The 19,576-nt window shown below is 51.0% G+C and carries 16 protein-coding genes and 1 pseudogene; 8 read left to right on the top strand and 9 right to left on the bottom strand.

Features of this window, described 5'->3' with window-relative positions; translation table 11 throughout:
- Nucleotides 1-524: 524 nt before the first annotated feature.
- Together ACZCED_RS04500 and ACZCED_RS04495 are read right to left on the bottom strand one after the other, a co-directional pair.
- On the bottom strand, nt 525-947 hold the full coding sequence (locus ACZCED_RS04500; RefSeq protein ID WP_464860294.1) for a lipocalin-like domain-containing protein: 423 nt from the start codon (nt 945-947) through the stop codon (nt 525-527).
- A gap of 142 nt (nt 948-1,089) precedes the next feature.
- Nucleotides 1,090-1,605 (bottom strand): DsrE family protein, encoded by a 516-nt coding sequence (locus ACZCED_RS04495; RefSeq protein WP_464860293.1) that lies wholly within the window; start codon nt 1,603-1,605, stop codon nt 1,090-1,092.
- Between the two features lie 401 nt (nt 1,606-2,006).
- On the opposite strand from ACZCED_RS04495, the gene ACZCED_RS04490 reads away from it, so the two are divergent.
- Nucleotides 2,007-2,486, top strand: a complete 480-nt coding sequence (locus tag ACZCED_RS04490; protein ID WP_464860292.1) for a YHS domain-containing (seleno)protein — start codon at nt 2,007-2,009, stop codon at nt 2,484-2,486.
- 32 nt (nt 2,487-2,518) lie between these two features.
- On the opposite strand, the gene ACZCED_RS04485 is transcribed toward ACZCED_RS04490, so the two are convergent.
- A complete protein-coding gene (locus tag ACZCED_RS04485) occupies nt 2,519-4,402 on the bottom strand; it encodes an adenylate/guanylate cyclase domain-containing protein (protein ID WP_464860291.1) in 1,884 nt (627 codons plus the stop codon).
- A gap of 807 nt (nt 4,403-5,209) precedes the next feature.
- On the bottom strand, nt 5,210-6,319 hold the full coding sequence (locus tag ACZCED_RS04480; RefSeq protein WP_464860290.1) for an ABC transporter substrate-binding protein: 1,110 nt from the start codon (nt 6,317-6,319) through the stop codon (nt 5,210-5,212).
- Between the two features lie 1,239 nt (nt 6,320-7,558).
- Here ACZCED_RS04480 and ACZCED_RS04475 point away from each other — a divergent pair.
- On the top strand, nt 7,559-7,891 hold the full coding sequence (locus ACZCED_RS04475; RefSeq protein ID WP_464860289.1) for a hypothetical protein: 333 nt from the start codon (nt 7,559-7,561) through the stop codon (nt 7,889-7,891).
- A gap of 189 nt (nt 7,892-8,080) precedes the next feature.
- A pseudogene (locus tag ACZCED_RS04470) lies at nt 8,081-8,239 on the top strand (PilZ domain-containing protein); the annotation flags it as partial.
- A gap of 200 nt (nt 8,240-8,439) precedes the next feature.
- Here the strand turns inward: ACZCED_RS04470 and ACZCED_RS04465 are convergent.
- Both ACZCED_RS04465 and ACZCED_RS04460 read right to left on the bottom strand, forming a co-directional pair.
- A complete protein-coding gene (locus ACZCED_RS04465) occupies nt 8,440-8,862 on the bottom strand; it encodes a hypothetical protein (RefSeq protein WP_464860288.1) in 423 nt (140 codons plus the stop codon).
- A 785-nt stretch (nt 8,863-9,647) separates the two neighbouring features.
- Nucleotides 9,648-11,384: a long-chain-fatty-acid--CoA ligase gene (locus ACZCED_RS04460; protein ID WP_464860287.1), complete on the bottom strand. Its 1,737-nt coding sequence runs from the start codon at nt 11,382-11,384 to the stop codon at nt 9,648-9,650.
- Nucleotides 11,385-11,429: 45 nt separating this feature from the next.
- On the opposite strand from ACZCED_RS04460, the gene ACZCED_RS04455 reads away from it, so the two are divergent.
- The 4 genes from ACZCED_RS04455 to ACZCED_RS04440 all read left to right on the top strand — a co-directional run bounded on the left by ACZCED_RS04455 (nt 11,430) and on the right by ACZCED_RS04440 (nt 15,900).
- Complete coding sequence (locus ACZCED_RS04455; RefSeq protein WP_464860286.1) at nt 11,430-11,765, top strand: hypothetical protein; 336 nt, start codon at nt 11,430-11,432, stop codon at nt 11,763-11,765.
- 378 nt (nt 11,766-12,143) lie between these two features.
- On the top strand, nt 12,144-13,580 hold the full coding sequence (locus ACZCED_RS04450; RefSeq protein WP_464860285.1) for a trimethylamine methyltransferase family protein: 1,437 nt from the start codon (nt 12,144-12,146) through the stop codon (nt 13,578-13,580).
- A gap of 134 nt (nt 13,581-13,714) precedes the next feature.
- Nucleotides 13,715-14,896, top strand: coding sequence for a mandelate racemase/muconate lactonizing enzyme family protein (locus ACZCED_RS04445; protein ID WP_462968246.1), 1,182 nt, complete (start codon nt 13,715-13,717; stop codon nt 14,894-14,896).
- A 65-nt stretch (nt 14,897-14,961) separates the two neighbouring features.
- On the top strand, nt 14,962-15,900 hold the full coding sequence (locus ACZCED_RS04440; protein WP_464860284.1) for a DMT family transporter: 939 nt from the start codon (nt 14,962-14,964) through the stop codon (nt 15,898-15,900).
- Here the strand turns inward: ACZCED_RS04440 and ACZCED_RS04435 are convergent.
- Nucleotides 15,878-16,840 carry a hydrogen peroxide-inducible genes activator gene (locus ACZCED_RS04435; protein ID WP_462968248.1) on the bottom strand — a complete coding sequence of 321 codons (963 nt, stop codon included), beginning with the start codon at nt 16,838-16,840 and terminating at the stop codon, nt 15,878-15,880. The two genes, ACZCED_RS04440 and ACZCED_RS04435, sit on opposite strands and share 23 nt — an antisense overlap.
- 167 nt (nt 16,841-17,007) lie before the next feature.
- Here ACZCED_RS04435 and ACZCED_RS04430 point away from each other — a divergent pair, with 167 nt between their 5' ends.
- Nucleotides 17,008-17,610 (top strand): superoxide dismutase, encoded by a 603-nt coding sequence (locus ACZCED_RS04430; protein WP_462968249.1) that lies wholly within the window; start codon nt 17,008-17,010, stop codon nt 17,608-17,610.
- 153 nt (nt 17,611-17,763) lie between these two features.
- On the opposite strand, the gene ACZCED_RS04425 is transcribed toward ACZCED_RS04430, so the two are convergent.
- Nucleotides 17,764-18,714 carry a GGDEF domain-containing response regulator gene (locus tag ACZCED_RS04425; RefSeq protein WP_464860283.1) on the bottom strand — a complete coding sequence of 317 codons (951 nt, stop codon included), beginning with the start codon at nt 18,712-18,714 and terminating at the stop codon, nt 17,764-17,766.
- A 199-nt stretch (nt 18,715-18,913) separates the two neighbouring features.
- Nucleotides 18,914-19,555, bottom strand: coding sequence for an FmdE family protein (locus ACZCED_RS04420; RefSeq protein WP_464860282.1), 642 nt, complete (start codon nt 19,553-19,555; stop codon nt 18,914-18,916).
- Nucleotides 19,556-19,576 lie beyond the last annotated feature (21 nt).

Below are 19,576 nucleotides of genomic sequence, written 5' to 3'. Positions count from 1 at the left end.
TGAATTCGACTGAAGAATGCTTGCCAAAAAGCTCTGTAATCATGGCCAACCATGCTGAGAAGAATAAGGAGGATTTTCTTGATTCAAAAAAATACTATGAACACCACACATTGTGGTTCTTATAAGATTTGAATTTGTAAAGATAGATTGAGAGTACCTGAAAACAAACGTTGCCGTCAAAACCTGTGATTTCCAGACCATACCTGCCGATATGTAACTGACGATTGCTCGGACCACCCTCTGATTGAGATAGACGGCACAAAGATGGATATGGGCCAAAGTTGGGATAGGTTGGAGTTGTCTTTATCGACCGAATGTTCATCGGGCCTGATTTAGCCAGCACAAACATGCAATTTGAACGCGACAATTTTAGGGGTGGCGGCAATCCGCAAGATATCGTGGCATCACTTAAGATTGGGGAGTTAAAAACCTCCTGAGCTTTAACAAACGGCATCAGCGAGACACTGAGAGCTTTTCGCATGGTTTCTCTGACCAATTACGTTATTTTTGACGTCATGACGGAACTATGCTCGCTTCCAAATTAGGTATGCGACAACTTTTTCATTGCCTACATATAGTCCTTGAGCACTTAACAACAGTCTGTCATCTTGAAAATGCCAGTTGCGGCGTTGTTCTGAATTGACCCAATTCGGAAATGATGACACAGACACATGATGGATCACCACGTTCCTATCTATCTCATAGGTGCCGCAATACGAAATGTGCGAAGTAGCACTGTCCTTGATTTCAGAAGTTCTTCCACCAAATAAATCATTTACTGAATGATTGATGCGGTTGTTTGACATAATATGAACAAACATAAATCCATCGGGGGAGTAACTGATAACGCCTTTGGCATCATGGCCTAATGGATATGTGATCGCTCCTGATTCATGCCTGTTCTCCCAAGACAATAGATCATAAGTTCCAACAAGGCTATTTTTCATAATTACCCTTCACTGACATCTGACATCGCTAATCAAGCGCTCGGCTTCCTATTGGCGTAACAAATTTTACTGAATCGAATAGCTAAGTACCTGCCTACGAGAATGGTAAGGAGCGCCTTATCGGTCAGCGCTCCTCAACCATTTAATTAACAGTAATTAAGGAGTATCCTTGGGCTTGATACCCTGCGATGGATATGAACCCATTGGGCACATGGTCCACCTCTGGAAAAACTGTGGAAGGATCGACTCCCATGACTTTGATCGCGTAATCGCAGACCTCAAACTTGACCCCTTCCGCTTTCATCTCGCGGATTGTGTTTGCAAACTTGTCCAACGCCTCTTTGTCGGACTCTTTAAAACCATTGCGATCGGTTGAAATCATTTTGACCGCCGGTCCGTGAAAGACAACCGCGACCTGGGGAGGTTCCGAAAGAGACCGTACACTTTGATCGTCATTCACGTTTTTGACTGCCCAAAATACAATGTTAGCCGTCTGAGGTGATCCCTGGGTGACGTCAAAGACAGTTTTGACACCATTCACACCATTTAATGCGGGGTAATCTCCCGACATTGCGGGCAGTACAGCCAGGGTAACGATAAACATAGCTCCCAGTATAGTAGACAAACGACGGACTATCGATTGAAAATATTCGTTCATGGCAAAACTCCTTTTCCAAGGCCTTATAGCCAGTGTTTTTTTTTGAGTCAGGGTATCGGACGATAGAAGCAACCCTGCTATCGATCTATCAAAAAACGCCATCTCATGGCATTCTAAGGTCTAAAAGGTCACCGCTGCCGCAATCTGCAAAGACGGATAGATTGATGATCAGAAGTACAAATCAGCAAGTGTGAAAGTCGCTGGAGGAATGAAGAAAGAAATCTTTAATAAACTGCATTAGTTTAAAAATTCCTTTTCGAGTGAGGGTCAATCGTAAATTGGTTTTGGAGTCCGGCTAAAAGGGAGCATTCGCTGTCAACTACAGTATGTGCTTGACTAATATACCACAATGTAGCACTCTTAAAACAATAATATAAGCATTTTTGTTGGGAGGTAAAGAAATGAACCGTATTCAAAGGAAAAAAATTAATTATGGCTTCGCCTTGATATCCTTCGTGATTGTGGCCTTGATCGGATCTATGCCAGCCTTAGCGTTCAATCAGGTCAATACCACCGCGTTCGGGGTAGCCATAAAAGGCTACGACACCGTCGCCTATCACACTGAAAACCGGGCCGTAAAAGGAAACAGGCATTTTTCCTACGAGTGGAACGATGCCAAATGGTATTTTGCCAGCGCTGAGAACAGAGACTTGTTTGCTGCCGATCCAGGGCGTTATGCCCCTCAATACGGTGGCTACTGAGCCCGAAGCTTATCGATGACCGGCAAGGTTGCCGGTGTGGACCCACGCGCATTCAAAATCATTAATGGCAAACTCTATTTGAATTGGAACACAGAGTCTGCCGAAAAATTTGAAACCCAGGCGCAAGACAATATTAGAAAGGCAGACTCGAATTGGAAAGCGGTAACCCAAAGTCCCTGATCGACCCAAGTAATGCCTCAAAACTTTGGGTATTATTTCAGACCGGCGAGGCGAAGTCCATCAACGAGGGCTTTTCGGTGTGACGGATTGCGAAATGCGGTACCATAGTCTGTGACTTTGAAGAATGGATCGCGTCGAAGCAGGTTCTCAACTGCACCTTCGGCATCCTGTTGGCGGTTTAAACGAGCATATACCGCCGCCAAAACGATGTAGTAGCCTGAAAAATCTGGGTTTTTTACAACACCGTTTTCCAACACCTTGAGCGCTTCCACATATTGCCCCTTGAGATAGTAGGCCATTCCTAAGTGCAGCCAGGCATTTCCAGGATACGCACTGTCCAGACGTATCGATTTTTCAAGTGCAACGATAGCTTCATCTAAACGACCAGACCATACCAAAACCCATCCCATCTGGCTGTAGGATGTGGCATCGTTAGGATTGAGTTGGATCGCCTGTTCCGCTTCGCGAATGGCCAGATCATATTGGTTCCGGAATGTATAAACATTGCTAAGCAGAGAATGGGCGGACGAATTGGAGCTATCCAATTCAAGCGCACGTCTTGCATAAATATAGGCATTTTCCAGATTCTGTTGTGGGAATTCCGTCCAGCCGTAGCTCACTTTAGCCCAGTTCACCCATCCCACTCCCACGTATGCTGACGCATAATTTGGATCTATGCTCAGTGCCTCAGTGAAAAGGTCTCCAGCACGGATATTTGAAGCCTGATTACGGCGCTGATAATGAGCCCAGCCTTGCAGGAGATAGTCATAGGCCTGAAGGTCCTGTGGTTCCTTCCGGATCGATATGTTCTGTTCGTGTCTGAATGTTTGAATGGCGAGCTTAGCTACAATGGCCTGGACGATATCTTCCTGGAGGCTGAAAATGTCCTTATATTCGCGATCATAGCGTTCAGCCCATAAATGATGTCCTGAGAGCGCATCGATCAACTGAGCTGTAATTCGTACCGTATTGCCCATTTTCTGGATACTTCCTTCAAGTACATAGCGGACCCTAAGATTCTGTCCGATCTTGCTAATGTTTACATTCTGCCCCTTATAGGTAAACACCGTGTTGCTTGCAATGACCAGTAGATTGCGAAAACGAGATAGGTCAGTGATGATGTCGTTGGTGATGCCATCAGTAAAATATTCCTGTTCGGGATCACCACTGAGATTTTTAAATGGCAAAACGGCGATTGAAGCTCCCTGGGTGATCTCAACGACCGAACTGATTGAGGCGGATCTGCTGATGAGAGATTGCGCATGCCTGTTAGCCCAATAGTAAAATGCAGCCGCTAATAGCATGATACCGCCTATAGCTATAGAAAGCCGAAAAACTGGAGTGTTTGGTTTCTTCGGTATTGTAGGCTTGCCATCTGCTGACGCTTGAAAATCCATCACAACTTTGAAAATCTTTACTGGATCAGATATGTTCTTGACCGTATGCTCCCCCATAAATTCGTAATGATACGGCAGCTTGCCTTTAACTTGACTATAGGCGGTTCCAGACATATTGATGCCGCCTGGGTCAGCCAAGCTTTCCAACCGCGCTGCGATATTGACACCATCTCCGTAGATCCGCTCCTTTTCCTCAATCACGTCTCCGATATTTATGCCGATCCTAAAACGCATTCTTCGGTTATCCGGCAGTGCTTTGTTGCGTTCATCTAATTCCTTCTGGATTTCAACCGCACATTTAACCGCATCAACAACGCTAGCGAATTCCGAAAGGATATTGTCCCCTGGCGAGTCCACCACGCGCCCCCGGTGCTGCTGAATCTTTTGAGTGAATACCGCGCGAAAACGAGTAATTGTTGAAACGGTAGCCGATTCATCATCGCGCATTAGAAGGCTGTAGCCGACAACGTCGGCGCTGAGGATGGCGGTTAATTTGCGTTGGTACTCTTCAATCGCCATGAGATTCTCCGAAACGATAACAAGGCGACGATTAGTTAAGTAAGAATAAGATCAGTATTAATTATATTACCACTATGTGGCACTTCAGACAATTACATAGTACACGGCCACAAAACATTTATGGAAATCAGAATCAGATAAACCATAATGGAGTAGCCATTTATTATACGTATCAATTTGATAAATTAGAAAAAATTATAGCAAGGTGATTCATTGGGGGCGTTGCTCTCCAGATAGCTGTTTTCAGGTTAGCCGCATGGTAAGTTTCGTTTAAGGATTTACTTCAAATGAGATGGCCTACGGATCTGGAATAACCCAAAGAAGGCGGCAGGCTATCCCACGAAAATGAACCCCACCGTTTCGTGTGTTAGCTAACAAGGCATTGAATACATATGAATACGCCTTAATCTACATATTGTGGCCGAATAAAATCTCGATCGCTTGCGATTACATTTTGTAACTTTCCGGTGTAGTGTCAATCAGCCGAGTTGGGATACATTGAGATAATCCCCGAATCGGCATCCCGTCAATTCCCGTGATGGCCACTACAAATCTGCCAATTTCGTCCCGATTGCGAATCAGGAAGTTTAGAGCTTAAGATAAACGGCACAGAGCTGGCAAAGTTCCAGAATTGATAGAATAAATTAGAAGTCCAACAACAAGGTCAATTTACATCAATGAAAATATATCAAATATTTTTTATTTACCAGAAATGGCCTGACCTTACTTCTTTTTTGAAAGCATTCCTTTGAACTCCGTTAAATATATCAATACCTTTTTAGAATTTAAAAAGTTCGCCAGACCTGATTATTGAAGAGGTGGCTTTATAAATTCTGCTGTTTTTAGTTTTTTCGGCCAGACTGTTTCATACTTATTGTTGATTATCTGCAACACCGGAGTGTCGGAAATATTTTGACGTTGAAATGGACCATAGTCCTTAAAGTTTACCACGCCGAAAGGTGTTTCCATTCGAATGGATTCAATCGATGAACGAATTGCGGATGGTTCCAGCGAGCTTGATTTTTTTAGTGCGGTTGCAGCCACCATCATGACTGAATAGGCTTCGACAGCATGGTAGTCAGGTTTTTTCCCGTGTCGCTTGAAGAACCGTTGGTAAAAATTATTTGCTTGGTCATTGGCTGAAGAGGGGGCCCATAAGGTGGCTGTCAGCAAATATTCCGATGCTTTTTCGGTCTGGCGTGGCAAGTCATCGTGGGTAAATCCGCCTGCGCCACCACAAAGTATTGTTTTAATTTTTAATTCGCTTATCTTTCTGACCAGCAAAACCGCGTCTTTCAAATAGGATGACATGAAGAGAACTTCTGGGGGATCATTCTGAATAGGCGTCAAAATCCGTTGAATATATTCCGATTTTGCTCCGTCTTTGAAATATGGCTGTATGGCTTTTATGGCGATATCGTTTTCCCGGCAAAACCACATCATCCGCATGGCACTACCTGTACCGAAAGGGCTGTTCTCATAAACAATTGACATACTTTTCGGCTTCACATATTCAAGCAAAAATTCCTCTAAACCCTTTGTGTATTCGCTTACCGGCGGATTTAGTCGATAGATATTCTTCAGATTGTGCTGAGTGATGCGATCGTCTGCTGCTGTGCATACCAAAAAAGGGATGTTGAGGCGATTGGCTGTATATGCCATCGTCATCGTGTTGCTACTGGAATAACCACCCACTAAGAGGACGGCATTTTTTTCCAAAACCAGTTCACGAACAGCCCGTTCACCGGCCTTTGCATCGCCACGGTCATCAGCGAAAACAAGCTCCACAACTTGATCGTTAATGCCCTTAGCATTATTTATCTCTTCCAAAGCCATATCGAAAGCGGTTCGCATCATTGCTGCGTAAGCGAAATCCTCCCGATGAAGAACGCCTACAACAATTGAATCTGCCGCCATCGTTGACAGACTGAATCCCAATACGACAGTAGAAGCAAACAAACACAACAACTTTTTTTTCCATAGACAACTCATTTCGGTTCCCCCATTTCTTTTGTCTCGAAGGTCAAAAGCAAAGGATCGTGGCTCATCTAAAATGAATCATCGTCCGGTCTGAAGGAGATGGAAAAATCAACGAATTGTTTGGAAAGCGCTCTCAGAAGATTATGATATCAGTACCACTGCAATTGTAGCAATCATATTGCATGTAATTGGAAGGACGATGCAATTAATTATAATTCTAGTATGCTACACAAAAAAGTAAACTCTAAAAACCAAATTGGATTATTTTATCATCATATCCTCTTTTTTGTCGCCATGAAGACAATATCATTTATTATTAGAAAACTACCATATCCAATGCCGGATCAATTAATCCGAATCGGTTGAACGTTCGGCTGCAGTTGTCAAATTCAGGATCTCTCAGCTATCTCATTGGGCTTGAAAAAATAAGGGAAAGTAAACAATCGCAACTAGTTAAGAATAGATGCATAGGTTTCTGAGGTCAAGAGACGATTCGAGTTCGGCCAATTGTATTTAACCATTTTATTATGCGGTAGGAAGCGTGGTCACTGGAGTTGCGATTAGATTTTGTAATTGACGTATAACCAAAATTTCATTCGAATTGGGATACATTGAGATAATCTTGCCCCTGCCGAACTCGTCAAAACCGTTGATCAGTTGGAGATATCAGTGCCGATGGTTTGAATAATTTCTACAAAGTCCGGAGAATTCAGCCTGCTAAATTAAATATACCTGAGAGCAGCTAAATACGGATTTATATCCATGCATAGCACGTCCATTTTCCATCCTGATATATTCATTCCCCGCAACCTAACTCTCAGATTCTCCGCTTATTTCAATTCATCTGACAATCTGAGTGCAAAAAATGAATTTTAGTTGAGCTGTTTGACTTTTTTTTGCACGCTTCACTCTGCCCGCTGCTTCTATTTCTTGATACTTTTTTGATCGTATTAAAAATCAATCAAAAAGATTCATAGAATTCAGTCAATTGAAAAAAGGCCTTTTTAAAAAAACTCTTTTGGCATCATATTCGCTGCTCATTAGTCAAAGTTCAAATCGAACTGCCCAACCATACCAAAGAAAGCAAAGCTACTAACCCAACCCCTCCAGGTATAGGTTATGCAGTTGCAGGGGTGGGTGGTAACGATTTCGGTTATTCCCACAAAGGAGAAACCAATGTCCAAACATCATGAAAAGCGCAATTTCAGTCGTCATAAGGTCGGCGGGCCGATCACCCTGCATGCCACAATCAGGACATCAAGGGACATTAATGCACGTTTGCTCAATTTCAGCGAGCAGGGAATCTGCTTTTCCACAGACAAGCAATTTATTCCTGGTGCGACCATTCTTTTCAAAGCTTCAAAAGACAACTACTTAAGTGCGGACGATGATGACGGTTGCCAGTTGCGATCTATCGGTTTGGTGACAGTAAAGTGGTGTCAAGAAAGCTCACAGAAGGATTATCCAATTCATATAATTGGGGCGAACTATATGATCCCCCCCTATTAATGGGCTAATTTCTTAATTATATTTGCAGACCGCGGTACTGGTAGGTCTTAAATTGTATGCACCATTTTATCTCAAAGCCTCGCTATCATTTTTTACTTATACTGACCCAGTTAGTCAATGAAAAGGAAAAAAATGAAACAAGAATATCCTGTTAATAATTAATATTATAGAGGTCTTCACGAAAGAAAAAAGTACACAGCAGAAATCGTTTTTAATCATGCAAAACGGTTATACACAGGAAGTCTAAAAGACATCAGCATCGGTGGTGCCTATATTGAATCCTACTGCGTTAATCAATTTTCTATAGAAGATATTGTTACTCTTAGTATCCCTTTTGCCTCCCGATAGAATGATGTAAAACGAAGAGGACGCATTAAATGGCTAAACAATTTAGGTTTTTCTGTTGAATTTGTTCAAGCTATAACAATACCGTTTGAGATTAGCTTACATTTCAATTCTTTTTTAAGTTGTATGCTTCGATCAGATTAAGATTAATTGAGAATATCATCCGGACTATCATATATATGGTTAAGAGCTATCTGTGATTATTATTTTTTTTCTTTGCCAATCTTACAACATTTTCTTACTAAAAAAGTATTGTTAACTTGATTATCAATATAATGGCCCAATAATAAATCCAATTTATTGTTTTGTTCTTTTTTTAACCAAAAATATTTTATACCACATTTCCTTCTTTCATAACCCGTGATACTTTTACCTTCACCAGTAGAAGGCATATCATATATTATTTGACAAGTTATATGGTAAAGATTGTATTTATCCTTACCCTTAGGCAAAATGTTTATGGAGTCAGTGGCCATTTTTGCGCCAGGAATAGGGGTATATAGAAATGACAAACCCCCTTTGCTTATATCATCGAGTTTGCCAAATAATATGGGGTCATCACTTAATATTTGAATCTCATTTTTCGTGAATACAAACCGTTTAAATTCTCTCCGTTCACCTATCATATTTCAATCTTTCTGCTATCGGTTGAATTAGAACAAAATGGGAATGTGATTCGAAGAGATATAAAAAACAGCTGGTAGATCGGATTTTATTCCGCAGATGGAGAACCACTTCAGGTCATTTGTAGTTGATAAATCTTATACACATACCGTATGGATTTAGTCAAGGGCAGTTAAGGGTTTCGACGCTGGTGATACATTGAGATAAGCCCCAACTTGGCGTGATTGCAGATACCAAAGTCTTTGGCTGTCAGGTCAGGTAAAACTTGAGATGCAACTGAGCCCTCCATCAGCGAAAGCTTACGTCTAAGCCATTTGGGATCAAACTAACATCGAGGCGATCGAGCATTATTATTTCAAAACAGCAGCTTTTCACCATCCATATTTCACTTTTCAGTGTCAATAGAAGCTTTATCAGGATGACTGGGGCTCACGAAGTTCAAGGATATCTTTCTTGATTACGAACACGGTGACCAGTCGCCAAACCGCCCATTTGCATCTTAAGAGCCCCGACAAACGACGAGGGTCCGGTTGCGATGCTCTGTACTCAGGAATCCTCAAATTTCGTTTCAGAAACGAGGCGGTAAAAAATCGTATCCGTTTACAGATATTTGGCTTTGTCCTGCCTGGATAAACCTTTGAGGCACGTGTGTCGGCAATCTGCCAAGCATGCCGACACACGTGCCCTGCTCGTCCCTGCTTCCGGTAAAAACCGGCAAAACCGATCTGATCGTCTGCGGAGCTGGCCTGCTTGATTTCCAGCCAATGCCGCCGGCCACCCAACGCCTTCAGGCGTTTTCCCGCTCCTCATCCCGCAGCACCCGGCGCAGCACCTTGCCCACGTTGGAAACCGGGATCGTTTCGCGGAATTCGATCGTCTTGGGGCGCTTGTAGCCGGCCATGTTCGCCTTGCAGAATTCGCGGATCTCTTCTTCGGTGCACGTCTCACCGGGCTTGAGTTGGATGAAGGCCTTGACCATCTCGCCGCTCTTGGCATCCGGCACCCCCACGACGGCCGCCAGGGCCACCTTGGGATGAGTGAAGAGGATATCCTCCACCTCACGGGGATAGACGTTGAACCCCCCCACCAGGATCATGTCTTTCTTGCGATCGGTGATGACCACATAGCCGTCTTCGTCCACGTGACCGATGTCGCCGGTGAGAAAAAAACGGCGGCCGTCGATCTCCCGGAAGACCTCGGCGGTTGCTTCGGGTTTGTTCCAGTAACCCTGCATGACCTGGGGGCCGCAGATGGCCACCTCGCCGTCTTCGCCCTGGGGCAGTTCCGTCTGGCTGGTTTCGGCGTCCAGGATCTTGATGTCGGTGCCCGGCATGGGGAATCCGATTGATCCGATTTTACGCTTGTCCCTGAAGGTTGGATTGGCCGATGCCACAGGGGCGGTTTCGCTCAACCCGTACCCCTCGAAGATCACCGCACCGGTCTTTTCCTCGAACTGCCGGCACACTTCCGGGGGCAGCGGCGCCCCGCCGGAAAAGCAGCCCATCATGGAACTCAGGTCAAATTGGTCCAGCAGGGAGTGATTGGCAAAAGCCACGAAAATGGTCGGCACTGCAGGCATCAGGGTCGGCCGGTGCTTCTGTACCAGCTTGAGCACTTCGGTGAACGGCGGGTCTCCGGCACGCGGGTCCGGCACGCAAATCAACCGGCTTCCCGACAGGCAGGCGGACAGCATGGCACAGGTCAGGCCGAAGCTGTGATACCAGGGCAGCACACCCAGGTAGCAATGATAACCGCCCCTGCGGATCCCCTCTATCGGCCCGCCTTCGCCGTAGTCCAGGCGCGCCCATACATCCAGCACCTTGAGATCGTAAACGAAATTGGCGTGCGTCAGGGCCGCCCCTTTGGGCACCCCTGTGGTTCCGCCGGTGTAGATGATCAACGCCAGGTCCTTGGATGGGTTGATGGTTATCGCCGGCGGGGCGGGTTGGGCGCTGCTCACCACGTCGTCGAACATCAGATGCCCGGTGGCGTGACGCTCGGCATGGGGGATCTTACCCAGCAGGCCACCCAAAAAACCCTTCAGCCAGGGCAGGTAGGATTTGACGTTGCAGACCACCACCGTTTTCACATCGGTACCCTGGATGGCCTTTTCGGCGGTGGGGTAGAACTGGGGATGGTCCATGCAGAACAGCACCTTGGCCCCGGCATCCTTGAGCTGGTAATTGAGTTCCGCAGGGGTGTACAGGGGGTTGCAGGTCACACACACCGCACCGGCCTTGAGGATGCCGAAGAAGATGGCCGGATAGTGCGGTAGGTTGGGCAGGAAGATAGCCACGCGGTCGCCCTTTACCATATCCTTTGCATGCAGAAAGGCGGCGATCCGGTCGGCCGTATCCTTGACCTGGGTGAAGGTGCGGGATGCATCGTTGAAAATCGTGTAGGTCTGGTTCGGATATTCCCGTGCCGCGTCGTCCAGCAAATTAAACAGGGGGCGGTCGTATCCGTCGATGTCGTGGGGAACTCCGGCGGGCCAGTTCTTGGTGGGCCAGTGGGCAGTAGTCATTGCGTCATCTCCTGTAGGTGGTGGTGAAAGCCGGGTTATTGTCCTTTGTCCATCGGCCGCTGGCTGCCGAGCCGCCATGCGGGGGGCTTTCCCGTCGCTCGTCGGGACGAAGCAGAGATACCGCGCACCCGAGCGGCGGGTTCGTCGAACCAACTGCAAACCGATTGGATCCTTGCGGTGATGCGCCTCGCCGCCGCTGCCGAGGGAACGTTCCCCGCGGCCTTACAGAGCGAAGCGAAGATCCCGCTCATCGGGGCTGCAGAGAGAATTCATGTGACGGTGAATGCCAACATGCATGAATTCTGCACCGAAGCCCGTGTTGCCGTGTATGGTAAAATTGCGTCTTGCCAATCCGGTGTGAAGGAAAGTCGTACGAAATAAAAAAAAGATTACCGCCTTTAGGCTAAAAAGGTCAATACGTTTCAACAGCCCGCGGGTCGAGAAACGGCATTGGCCTGCCCGCGACAATGGGGACGGACAACGTTTCCACATCTGCCATGATCCTTCAACCCCGAACGTCAACCATTTTTATAATGGCAAATTTTTTTTATTTTTATGCGGGATAAAGAAAATAATTTTTCACCTTACCAAATGACCGACAAGGCTGGAAAATGTCCATTATGGGAGCAATATCAGAAACGTCGGCCGTTTGATGAGCCATGCGAACGCGCTGGCACACAAGTTGCGGAATCAGCGTCATCCGTGACCGATCCATGTTGACCGCAAGCAAGCAACCGGTTCCAAGAGAGGAGACCAATCATGGGAATGACCACCGATGAACTCTACTTCAAACCCCGTCTTCAGGTCGTCAATGACGCTCAGATTGCCCAGATCCATGCGGCCACTCTGGATGTGCTTGAGCGCACGGGCATCAAGATCACCCACCCCAAGGCGCTGGAGGTCCTGGCCGGGGCCGGTGCCCGAGTGAACGGCGACCGGGTCAAGATTCCCGGATGGCTGGTGGAAGATGCCATCCGCAACGCCCCCTCCCGCATTGTCCTGGCCAAGCGCACCGGTGAGCGCAGTGTCGTTCTCGAGCGGGACAAGAGCTTTTTCGGCCCCAGCCTGGACTGCGTCGACTACATGGATCCTTCAACCCACGAACGCTCGCGGTTTGTCAGCGACAATGTCGCGGCCACCGCCGCCCTGTGCGACACCCTGCCCAACTTCCAGTGGTGCATGACCATCGGCATGGCCGATGACGTTCCCGCCGACATCGCCGATCGGGTCATCGCCCGCAAGGTGTTCGAAAACTGTGCAAAGCCCCTGGTTTTCTGCTGCAAGGACACCAACAGCGTCAAGGACACCTATGAGATGGCCCTGCTGCTTTGCGGCGGCAGGGAGAAGTTCGACCAGGCCCCCACCATTGTCCACTACTCGGAGCCCATTTCACCGCTGGTCTATTTCGACCCGGCCATCGACAAGGTCATGTACTGCGCCGAAAACCGCATCCCGCTGATCAATTTCCCGGCGCCCCAGTGCTGCGGCAGTTCACCGTCCACCTTTGCCGGGGCGCTGGTCCAGGCCAGTGCGGAATCCCTCAGCGGCCTGGTGGTCCATCAACTGGTCAACCCCGGGGCACCGTTCATCTACGGCGCATTTACCACCATCATGGACATGCGCTCGACGATCTTTTCCTACGGCGCCGTGGAGATGAGCCTGATGACGGCAGCCATGGCCCAGATGGCCCAGAACTACCAACTGCCCTTCTTCGGCACCGCCGGCGCCACAGACGCCAAGTTCTGCGACGCCCAGGCCGGTGCCGAGGCCGCGCTGCAGATTCTTTCCGCCGCTGCGGCCGGATCGGGTCTGGTGCACGACTGCAGCAGTTGGATGGACCACGGCTCCGTGGCCTCGCCTGAATTCATGGTACTCGTCCACGACATTGTCGATTCTGTCAACCACTACATGCAGGGCATTCCCGTGACCGAAGAGACCCTGGCCCTGGATGTAATCCACCGCGTGGGCCCGGGCGGACATTACCTCCAGGACCCCCACACCCTCAAGCACTTCAAGAAAATCAAGTACTCCGAAATCTTCGAGCGCATGGTCTACGACCAATGGAAGAACGCCGGCGCCAAAACCTTTGAGCAGCGGCTTCAGGAGGTGACATTGAAAAAGATGGCGCATCGGCCGGACCCCCTGCCTGCAGATATCGTCAGGGCCCTGGACGAGATGCAGGCGAGTTGGAAATAGGAAGATCGATAAAAGATAGAATAGCTGAATCAGCGGCTTTTTTAACCGATCGGACCGAAGGTCAAGGACGAAATCCGAGATTCTATCCCTTACCGCGCGCGGTATTCGATTGCTGAAGTCAATGGAGAAGACGGATGAAGATTACCACGGTAACGGTCACACCGGTAAACATTCCCTTGGAGACACCCTTTTTATGGACCGGCGGCTACTACCCCGGCACATCCAAAACCATCGTGGAGGTGACAACCGACGAAGGGTTGACCGGACTGGGCGAAGCACCGTCGGCCCACCTAGCACCGGTCATCCAAAGTCTGGCGCTCCGGATAATTGGCAAAGACCCCTTGGATATTGCCGGGATCGAAAGCATTTGCATCCCGCCCTGGCAGATCGTGCAGAATACCGATGACAGTTCCATTGTCGCGGCCTTCGGCGGCCTGGAAATCGCATTGTGGGACCTGCGGGGAAAAACCTGGAACCAGCCACTCTACCGGCTGCTCGGCGGAGCGGTGAGAAAAGAGATCCCCTTTACCGAGTATTTCGCCTTCCGGGTCAGAAAGGACGGTATCGGCGGAGAGATGGATCCCAGGGCCGTAGCCGACTACTGTGTGCGCATGAAGGAGGAAAACGGCTCCACGTTTTTCGAGGGCAAGCTGATCCAGGGCGACCCGCGCCTGGAAATCGAGACGGTCAAAGCGATCCGGGAGGCCATAGGACCGGATGCCATGATCCGCCTGGATTCGAACATGCAGTGGTCCCTCTCCACGGCACGGCGGGTGCTTAGGGAAATCGAACCCTTTGATGTGAGAAATTACGAAGACCCGGTAGCCACATTCGAAGAGATGGCCTTGCTGCGCCGGCACTCATCCATACCCTTCTCCACCCATGTCCCGGACATCCGCCGGGCGGTGGCCCTTGGTGTTCCCGATTCCATCGTGGTCAACTTTGCCGTATTGGGCGGCATCAACCGTGCCGTCCGCTTCATCGGCGCCTGTGAGGCCATGGGTGTGGGCTTCTGGTGCTACAGCGGCGACGCCGGCATCTGTACGGCCGCCTACCTGCACATGAGTGCAGCCATGCCCTGGATTCACGAGCCCAGCCAAAGCCTGTTCCGCTGGCAGATTGCCGACGTCATCACAGGCGGTCCCTTTCGCCAGGCCAATAATGTCATCGCCGTTCCCGAAGGCCCCGGGTTAGGTGTGGAACTGGATCGGGATGCACTGAACCGCTGGCACAGGCACTACGTCGAACACGGCCCCATGGATCATTTTTACACCCCGGAAAACCCCGGGCACTTCCGGCGGTTGCCCTTGAATTGAGTCCACTTGGTAAGGTATGGTTCCGCCTGCTATGCAGATCCAGTGCTCAACGTGGGGAGAAAATAATGCCAACCGTCGAACCCGGCACGATCCAGGCAACCCTGACCGGCGGTGCCGCCGTCCTGCTGGCCGCCGCCTGCTGGGCCCTTTCGGGCATCTTCGTCAAGCTGATCATGGTTGACGGCCAGGTGTCACCACTGATGCTGGCATTCTGGCGGGATGCGGCTGCCTTCGCTGTTTTTCTCATAGCGGGCGCAGGCATCCATCGCAGGGGCATGGCCATCCGTCGCCCGGATTGGCCGGTGATTGCAGGCATGGGGGTCAGTCTGGGCGTCTTTCACGTGGCCCTCAATCTGGGGTACCGGCTCAACGGTGCGGCCATCACGACCATTCAGCAGGCGGCCATGCCGGCGATGGTGCTGGTTGCGGCCCGAATCGTCTGGAAAGAGCCGCTGACCTGGATGAAAATCTTCTCGCTGGTCATGATTGCCACGGGGACGGTCCTGGTTTCCGGGTTGCTCCAGGCCGGCGCACCCGCGGTCAGCCCGGTCGGCATTGCCGTGGGTTTTCTCGTACCGGCACTCTATGCCGGGTGGAGCCTCTTCGGTAAGGCGTTGCGCAGCGGCTACAGTGCCGTGGTGACACTGGCCTGGGCATTCGGCATCGCCTCCCTGGTTCTGCTGCCCTGCCAGCTTCTCACCGGCAGCCTTCTGCCTCCGCCGGTGCCTCCCATCGCCTACCTGTGGTTCGGCGGCTTGATCGGCATTTCCACCGTCTTCGCATTTTTCGTTTTTACCTTTGCATTGGGCCGGCTGCCGGCAGGCATCGCATCCATCCTGGTGATGTCCGAGATCGCTTTCGCCGTCTTCTACGCCCGTTTGTTCCTGGGCGAAACCCTGACCCCGGTCGAAATTACCGGCGCACTGGTGGTGGTGGCCGGCGTGATCCTTCTGCTGGCCCCCGGTGTGGCACCCAAAGCAATCAGACCCTCCCCGCGGCAATAATGCGCATGTTGTGCTTGTTCTCGTTATCTTTCAGGCCATCCGGGAGACCTTTCTGAATCGACCGCTTGAGGACCTCCAGCAGCCGGGTTTTGACGCCTTCCCCATGGGTGATGAGGCTCACCTCGCGTGCCGGCACGGGGGCTTCAAGCGGATGCAGCAACCCCCGCGAACCGTTGGCCAGGGTCATGGCGGCCAGTTCGGGAAGCAGGGTGACCCCGTACCCCGATTCCACGATACGCATCAATCCCTCCAGGCTGCCGCCCACGAATCGCAATCGTGCCGACCCCTCGTCGCCCATATCCCACGTGCCGGTGCACAACCGGGACACCTGCCCGTACAGGCAGTGGCCGCTGTCCAGCAGAATCATCTCGTCCGGCGCAAAGTCTCCGGTTGACAGCCGCTTTTTGTCAGCCAGCCGGTGTCCGGCCGACACATAGCCATAGAAAGGCTCGTAAAACAGGGGCGTTTCGCGAATCCCATTTTCTTCCAGGGGCGTGGCGGCAATACCGACATCCAGCAAATCCCGGCGCAATCCATCGACAATGTCCCGGCTGAGTCGTTCCTGAATGGTCATCCGAACCTGTGGATAGGATGTGAGCAGATCCGGAATAAACCGCGGCAGAAGATACGGCCCCAGGGTAGGAATGATGCCCACGCGCAGCTCTCCCGAGACGGCTTCCCGCTGCTCACGGACCACCTCGGCGATGCCCCTGAATTCCCGAAGCGTCCGGTAGGCCCGGTCAATGACGGCCTTGCCGATAGGCGTGGCCGCCACCGGTTTGCGGCCTCGATCGAACAAAGTCACCCCCAGTTCCGCCTCCAGTTTTTGGATCTGCATGCTCAGGGTCGGCTGGGTGACGAAACACCGGGCGGCTGCCTCCGAGAAGCTCCCGTGGCGGTCCACGGCCACCAAGTACTCCAGTTGGGTATGGGTGATCATCTAATATAGTTATTTTTGATGTTAATATAATTATTATCGATTTGATTTATGTTAGGCGCATCGCCATTGTTTGTCAACAGCGGTCTATTCCCGCTTTGCGTGTGATAGGCACACCCGGAGGATTCGACCCATAAACCGCTGACAAACGTTAATCAGGAGAACCAACGATGAACCATACATTGCCCAAACTTCCCTACGCATACGACGCCCTTGAACCCTATTTCGACGCCAAAACCATGGAAATTCACCACACGAAGCACCACCAGACCTATGTGGACAAACTGAACGGCGCGCTTAAGGGACAGGAGGCGTTTCAGGACAAAAGCGCCGAAGCGCTCCTGAAGGATCTCAATGCCGTTCCCGAGACCATCCGCACAGCTGTTCGCAATCACGGCGGCGGGCATGCCAACCACTCTTTCTGGTGGCCGATGCTGAAAAAAGACATCCCATTCGGCGGGCCTGTTGCCGACGCTGTCAAACAGCGATTCGGCAGCTTCGAGAAATTCAAGGAGACCTTTTCCAATACCGCCGCCCTGCTTTTCGGCAGCGGCTGGACCTGGCTGGTGCTGGACCGGGGCAACCTGGAGATCGTGACCACGCCCAACCAGGACAATCCCGTCAGCCAGGGCATGACACCGGTTATGGGCATCGACGTCTGGGAGCACGCCTATTACCTGAAATACCAGAACCGCCGGCCGGATTACATCGGTGCGTTTTTCAACGTGGTCAACTGGGATCGGGTCAACGACATCTATACCGCGGCCAGGTAGCCTGGGTAAACGCCATCAAAAGCCCCGAGGTTCCCGGCGGCAGCACGCTGCCCCGGGTATCCCCATACGGCGGCCCGGGTGAAGGCGACAGGCGGCCCAGGACAAGGAGGAAGGGCGATCTCGATGATGAGGCAGGCGGTCATGCAGGGAGCGTCAGGGGACGGGCAGCAGGCGTCCCTTGACCTGATCGCGCCCCGCCTGCTTGGCCTCGTATAGAAGGATGTCGGCCTGCTGGAGCAATGCTTCCGGCTTGACGTTCTCCTTCCACTCTCGTGGAGAAAAACCGGTAACGCCGAAACTGGCGGTAATTGGGATGGTGCACCCTTGAACGTTTGTCTCACATTGCCGGACAGTTTCCCTTAGACGTTCAGCCACGACCATGGCCCCGGCCTGGTCCGTTTCCGGCAGAACGACAAGAAACTCTTCCCCGCCGTAGCGCCCTGCCCAGTCAACCTGCTGTCGGATAACCGACGTCAAGCAGCTGACAAATTCCTTCAACACCGCGTCCCCGGCAAGATGGCCGTGGGTATCATTGACCTTTTTAAAGTGATCGATGTCACACATCAACAGTGAAAAATCGCGGCCGTAGCGCTTGGCGCGGCGGATCTCCTGGGGCAAGCGCTCGTTGATGTAGCCCCGGTTGTAGATGCCGGTCAACGGATCGGTGATGGACAGGAGGTGGATTTCATCGGCGGCAGCCTTGAGCGACTTTTCCAGTTCCAGGATGCGGATGCCGGTTTTGATGCGGGCCACCAGTTCAGCATAGTGGGCCGGTTTGGTCAGGTAATCGTCCGCCCCGGCGCCTAACCCTGAAATGATGTCGTCCTTGGAGCCTTTGGACGTCAGCATGATGATGAAAACATAGCGGTCCGGGTTCTCCTTTCGGATCGCCCGGCACAATTCAGGCCCTTCCATTTCCGGCATCTGCCAGTCCGTGAGTACGATGGGAAAAAACTGCTGGCGCAACAGGTCTATTGCTTTGCGTCCGTTTTCGACCGTTGTGACTGCAAATCCCTCCTTGACCAGGATTTTCTCGAACAAGCGCCGCGATATGGGGTCGTCTTCAGCCAGGAGAATCGGATAAAATTCGCGATTGCTTTCCATCTGTTATCTTATCTGAAAGTTGGGCGTTGAGGTTTCTTGGGTTGCTTGCGGGAAAGGGTCCGCCCCAGGCACGATGAGCGAATCATACTAAACCCGTCGTCGAATAACAACCATTGAAACGAGGATCATCTCACCCCGCTGGGAAGTCATTGTCATCCCCATCTTTCTTGAGACAACGCCGAAGCTGTGCAAAAAAAATTCAGACTTGAAAGTGTTTATTTCCCGCCGCGGGTCGATCCTCTGCCAAGCACCCCCTGCAAATCGCCTGCCCATCCACCGGCGCCAGCTTGGAGACCATCGTGGGTTCCCCGCAGCGGGCGCAGGGTGCTGAGGGTTCGACGCGGGCCGTGTCCGGCATGCCGACGGCCACGGGAGTCATGCTGAACAAGTCGGCGGCACGGGTGTCCAGCACCTCGACGGTTCGCTGCATGCCCAGTGTTTCCAGTTCGGCCTGTTCCACTTCCGTAATGCTGCCGTCACGCGCTTTCCCGAACAGCTCGATCTGCCGTTCGTTGACACGCATGGCACCGGGTTTCATGGCCAGCCGCACGCCCTGGCCGGTGCGGCGGTTGAAAAAGGTAAAGCCCATCTTCCCGTAGTCCCGGTAAATGAGGTTGCCTTTGCCGAAGGTGCAGCCGGTGACCACCTGGATGGCGTCCACGCAGCAGGCATCGGTTTCCACGATGGCGACGAGCTCTTCGTCCAGGGCCCTTTTTTCCCGCAGCCAGTCCAGCCCGGCCCTGGCCGCCACGTAGCCGATGGCCAGCCCGCCGCACACGTGGCCGTGAAAGGCCTCGCAGCGTTTGAATTCATCGCTTTGCATGATCTGTTGGGCGCTCATATTTACTCACCGCGGCCTAAG

This window comes from Desulfosarcina sp. (assembly GCF_055467485.1).
Note: the sequence above shows the minus strand (reverse complement) of the source record. Positions and strands in the feature narration are given on the sequence as shown.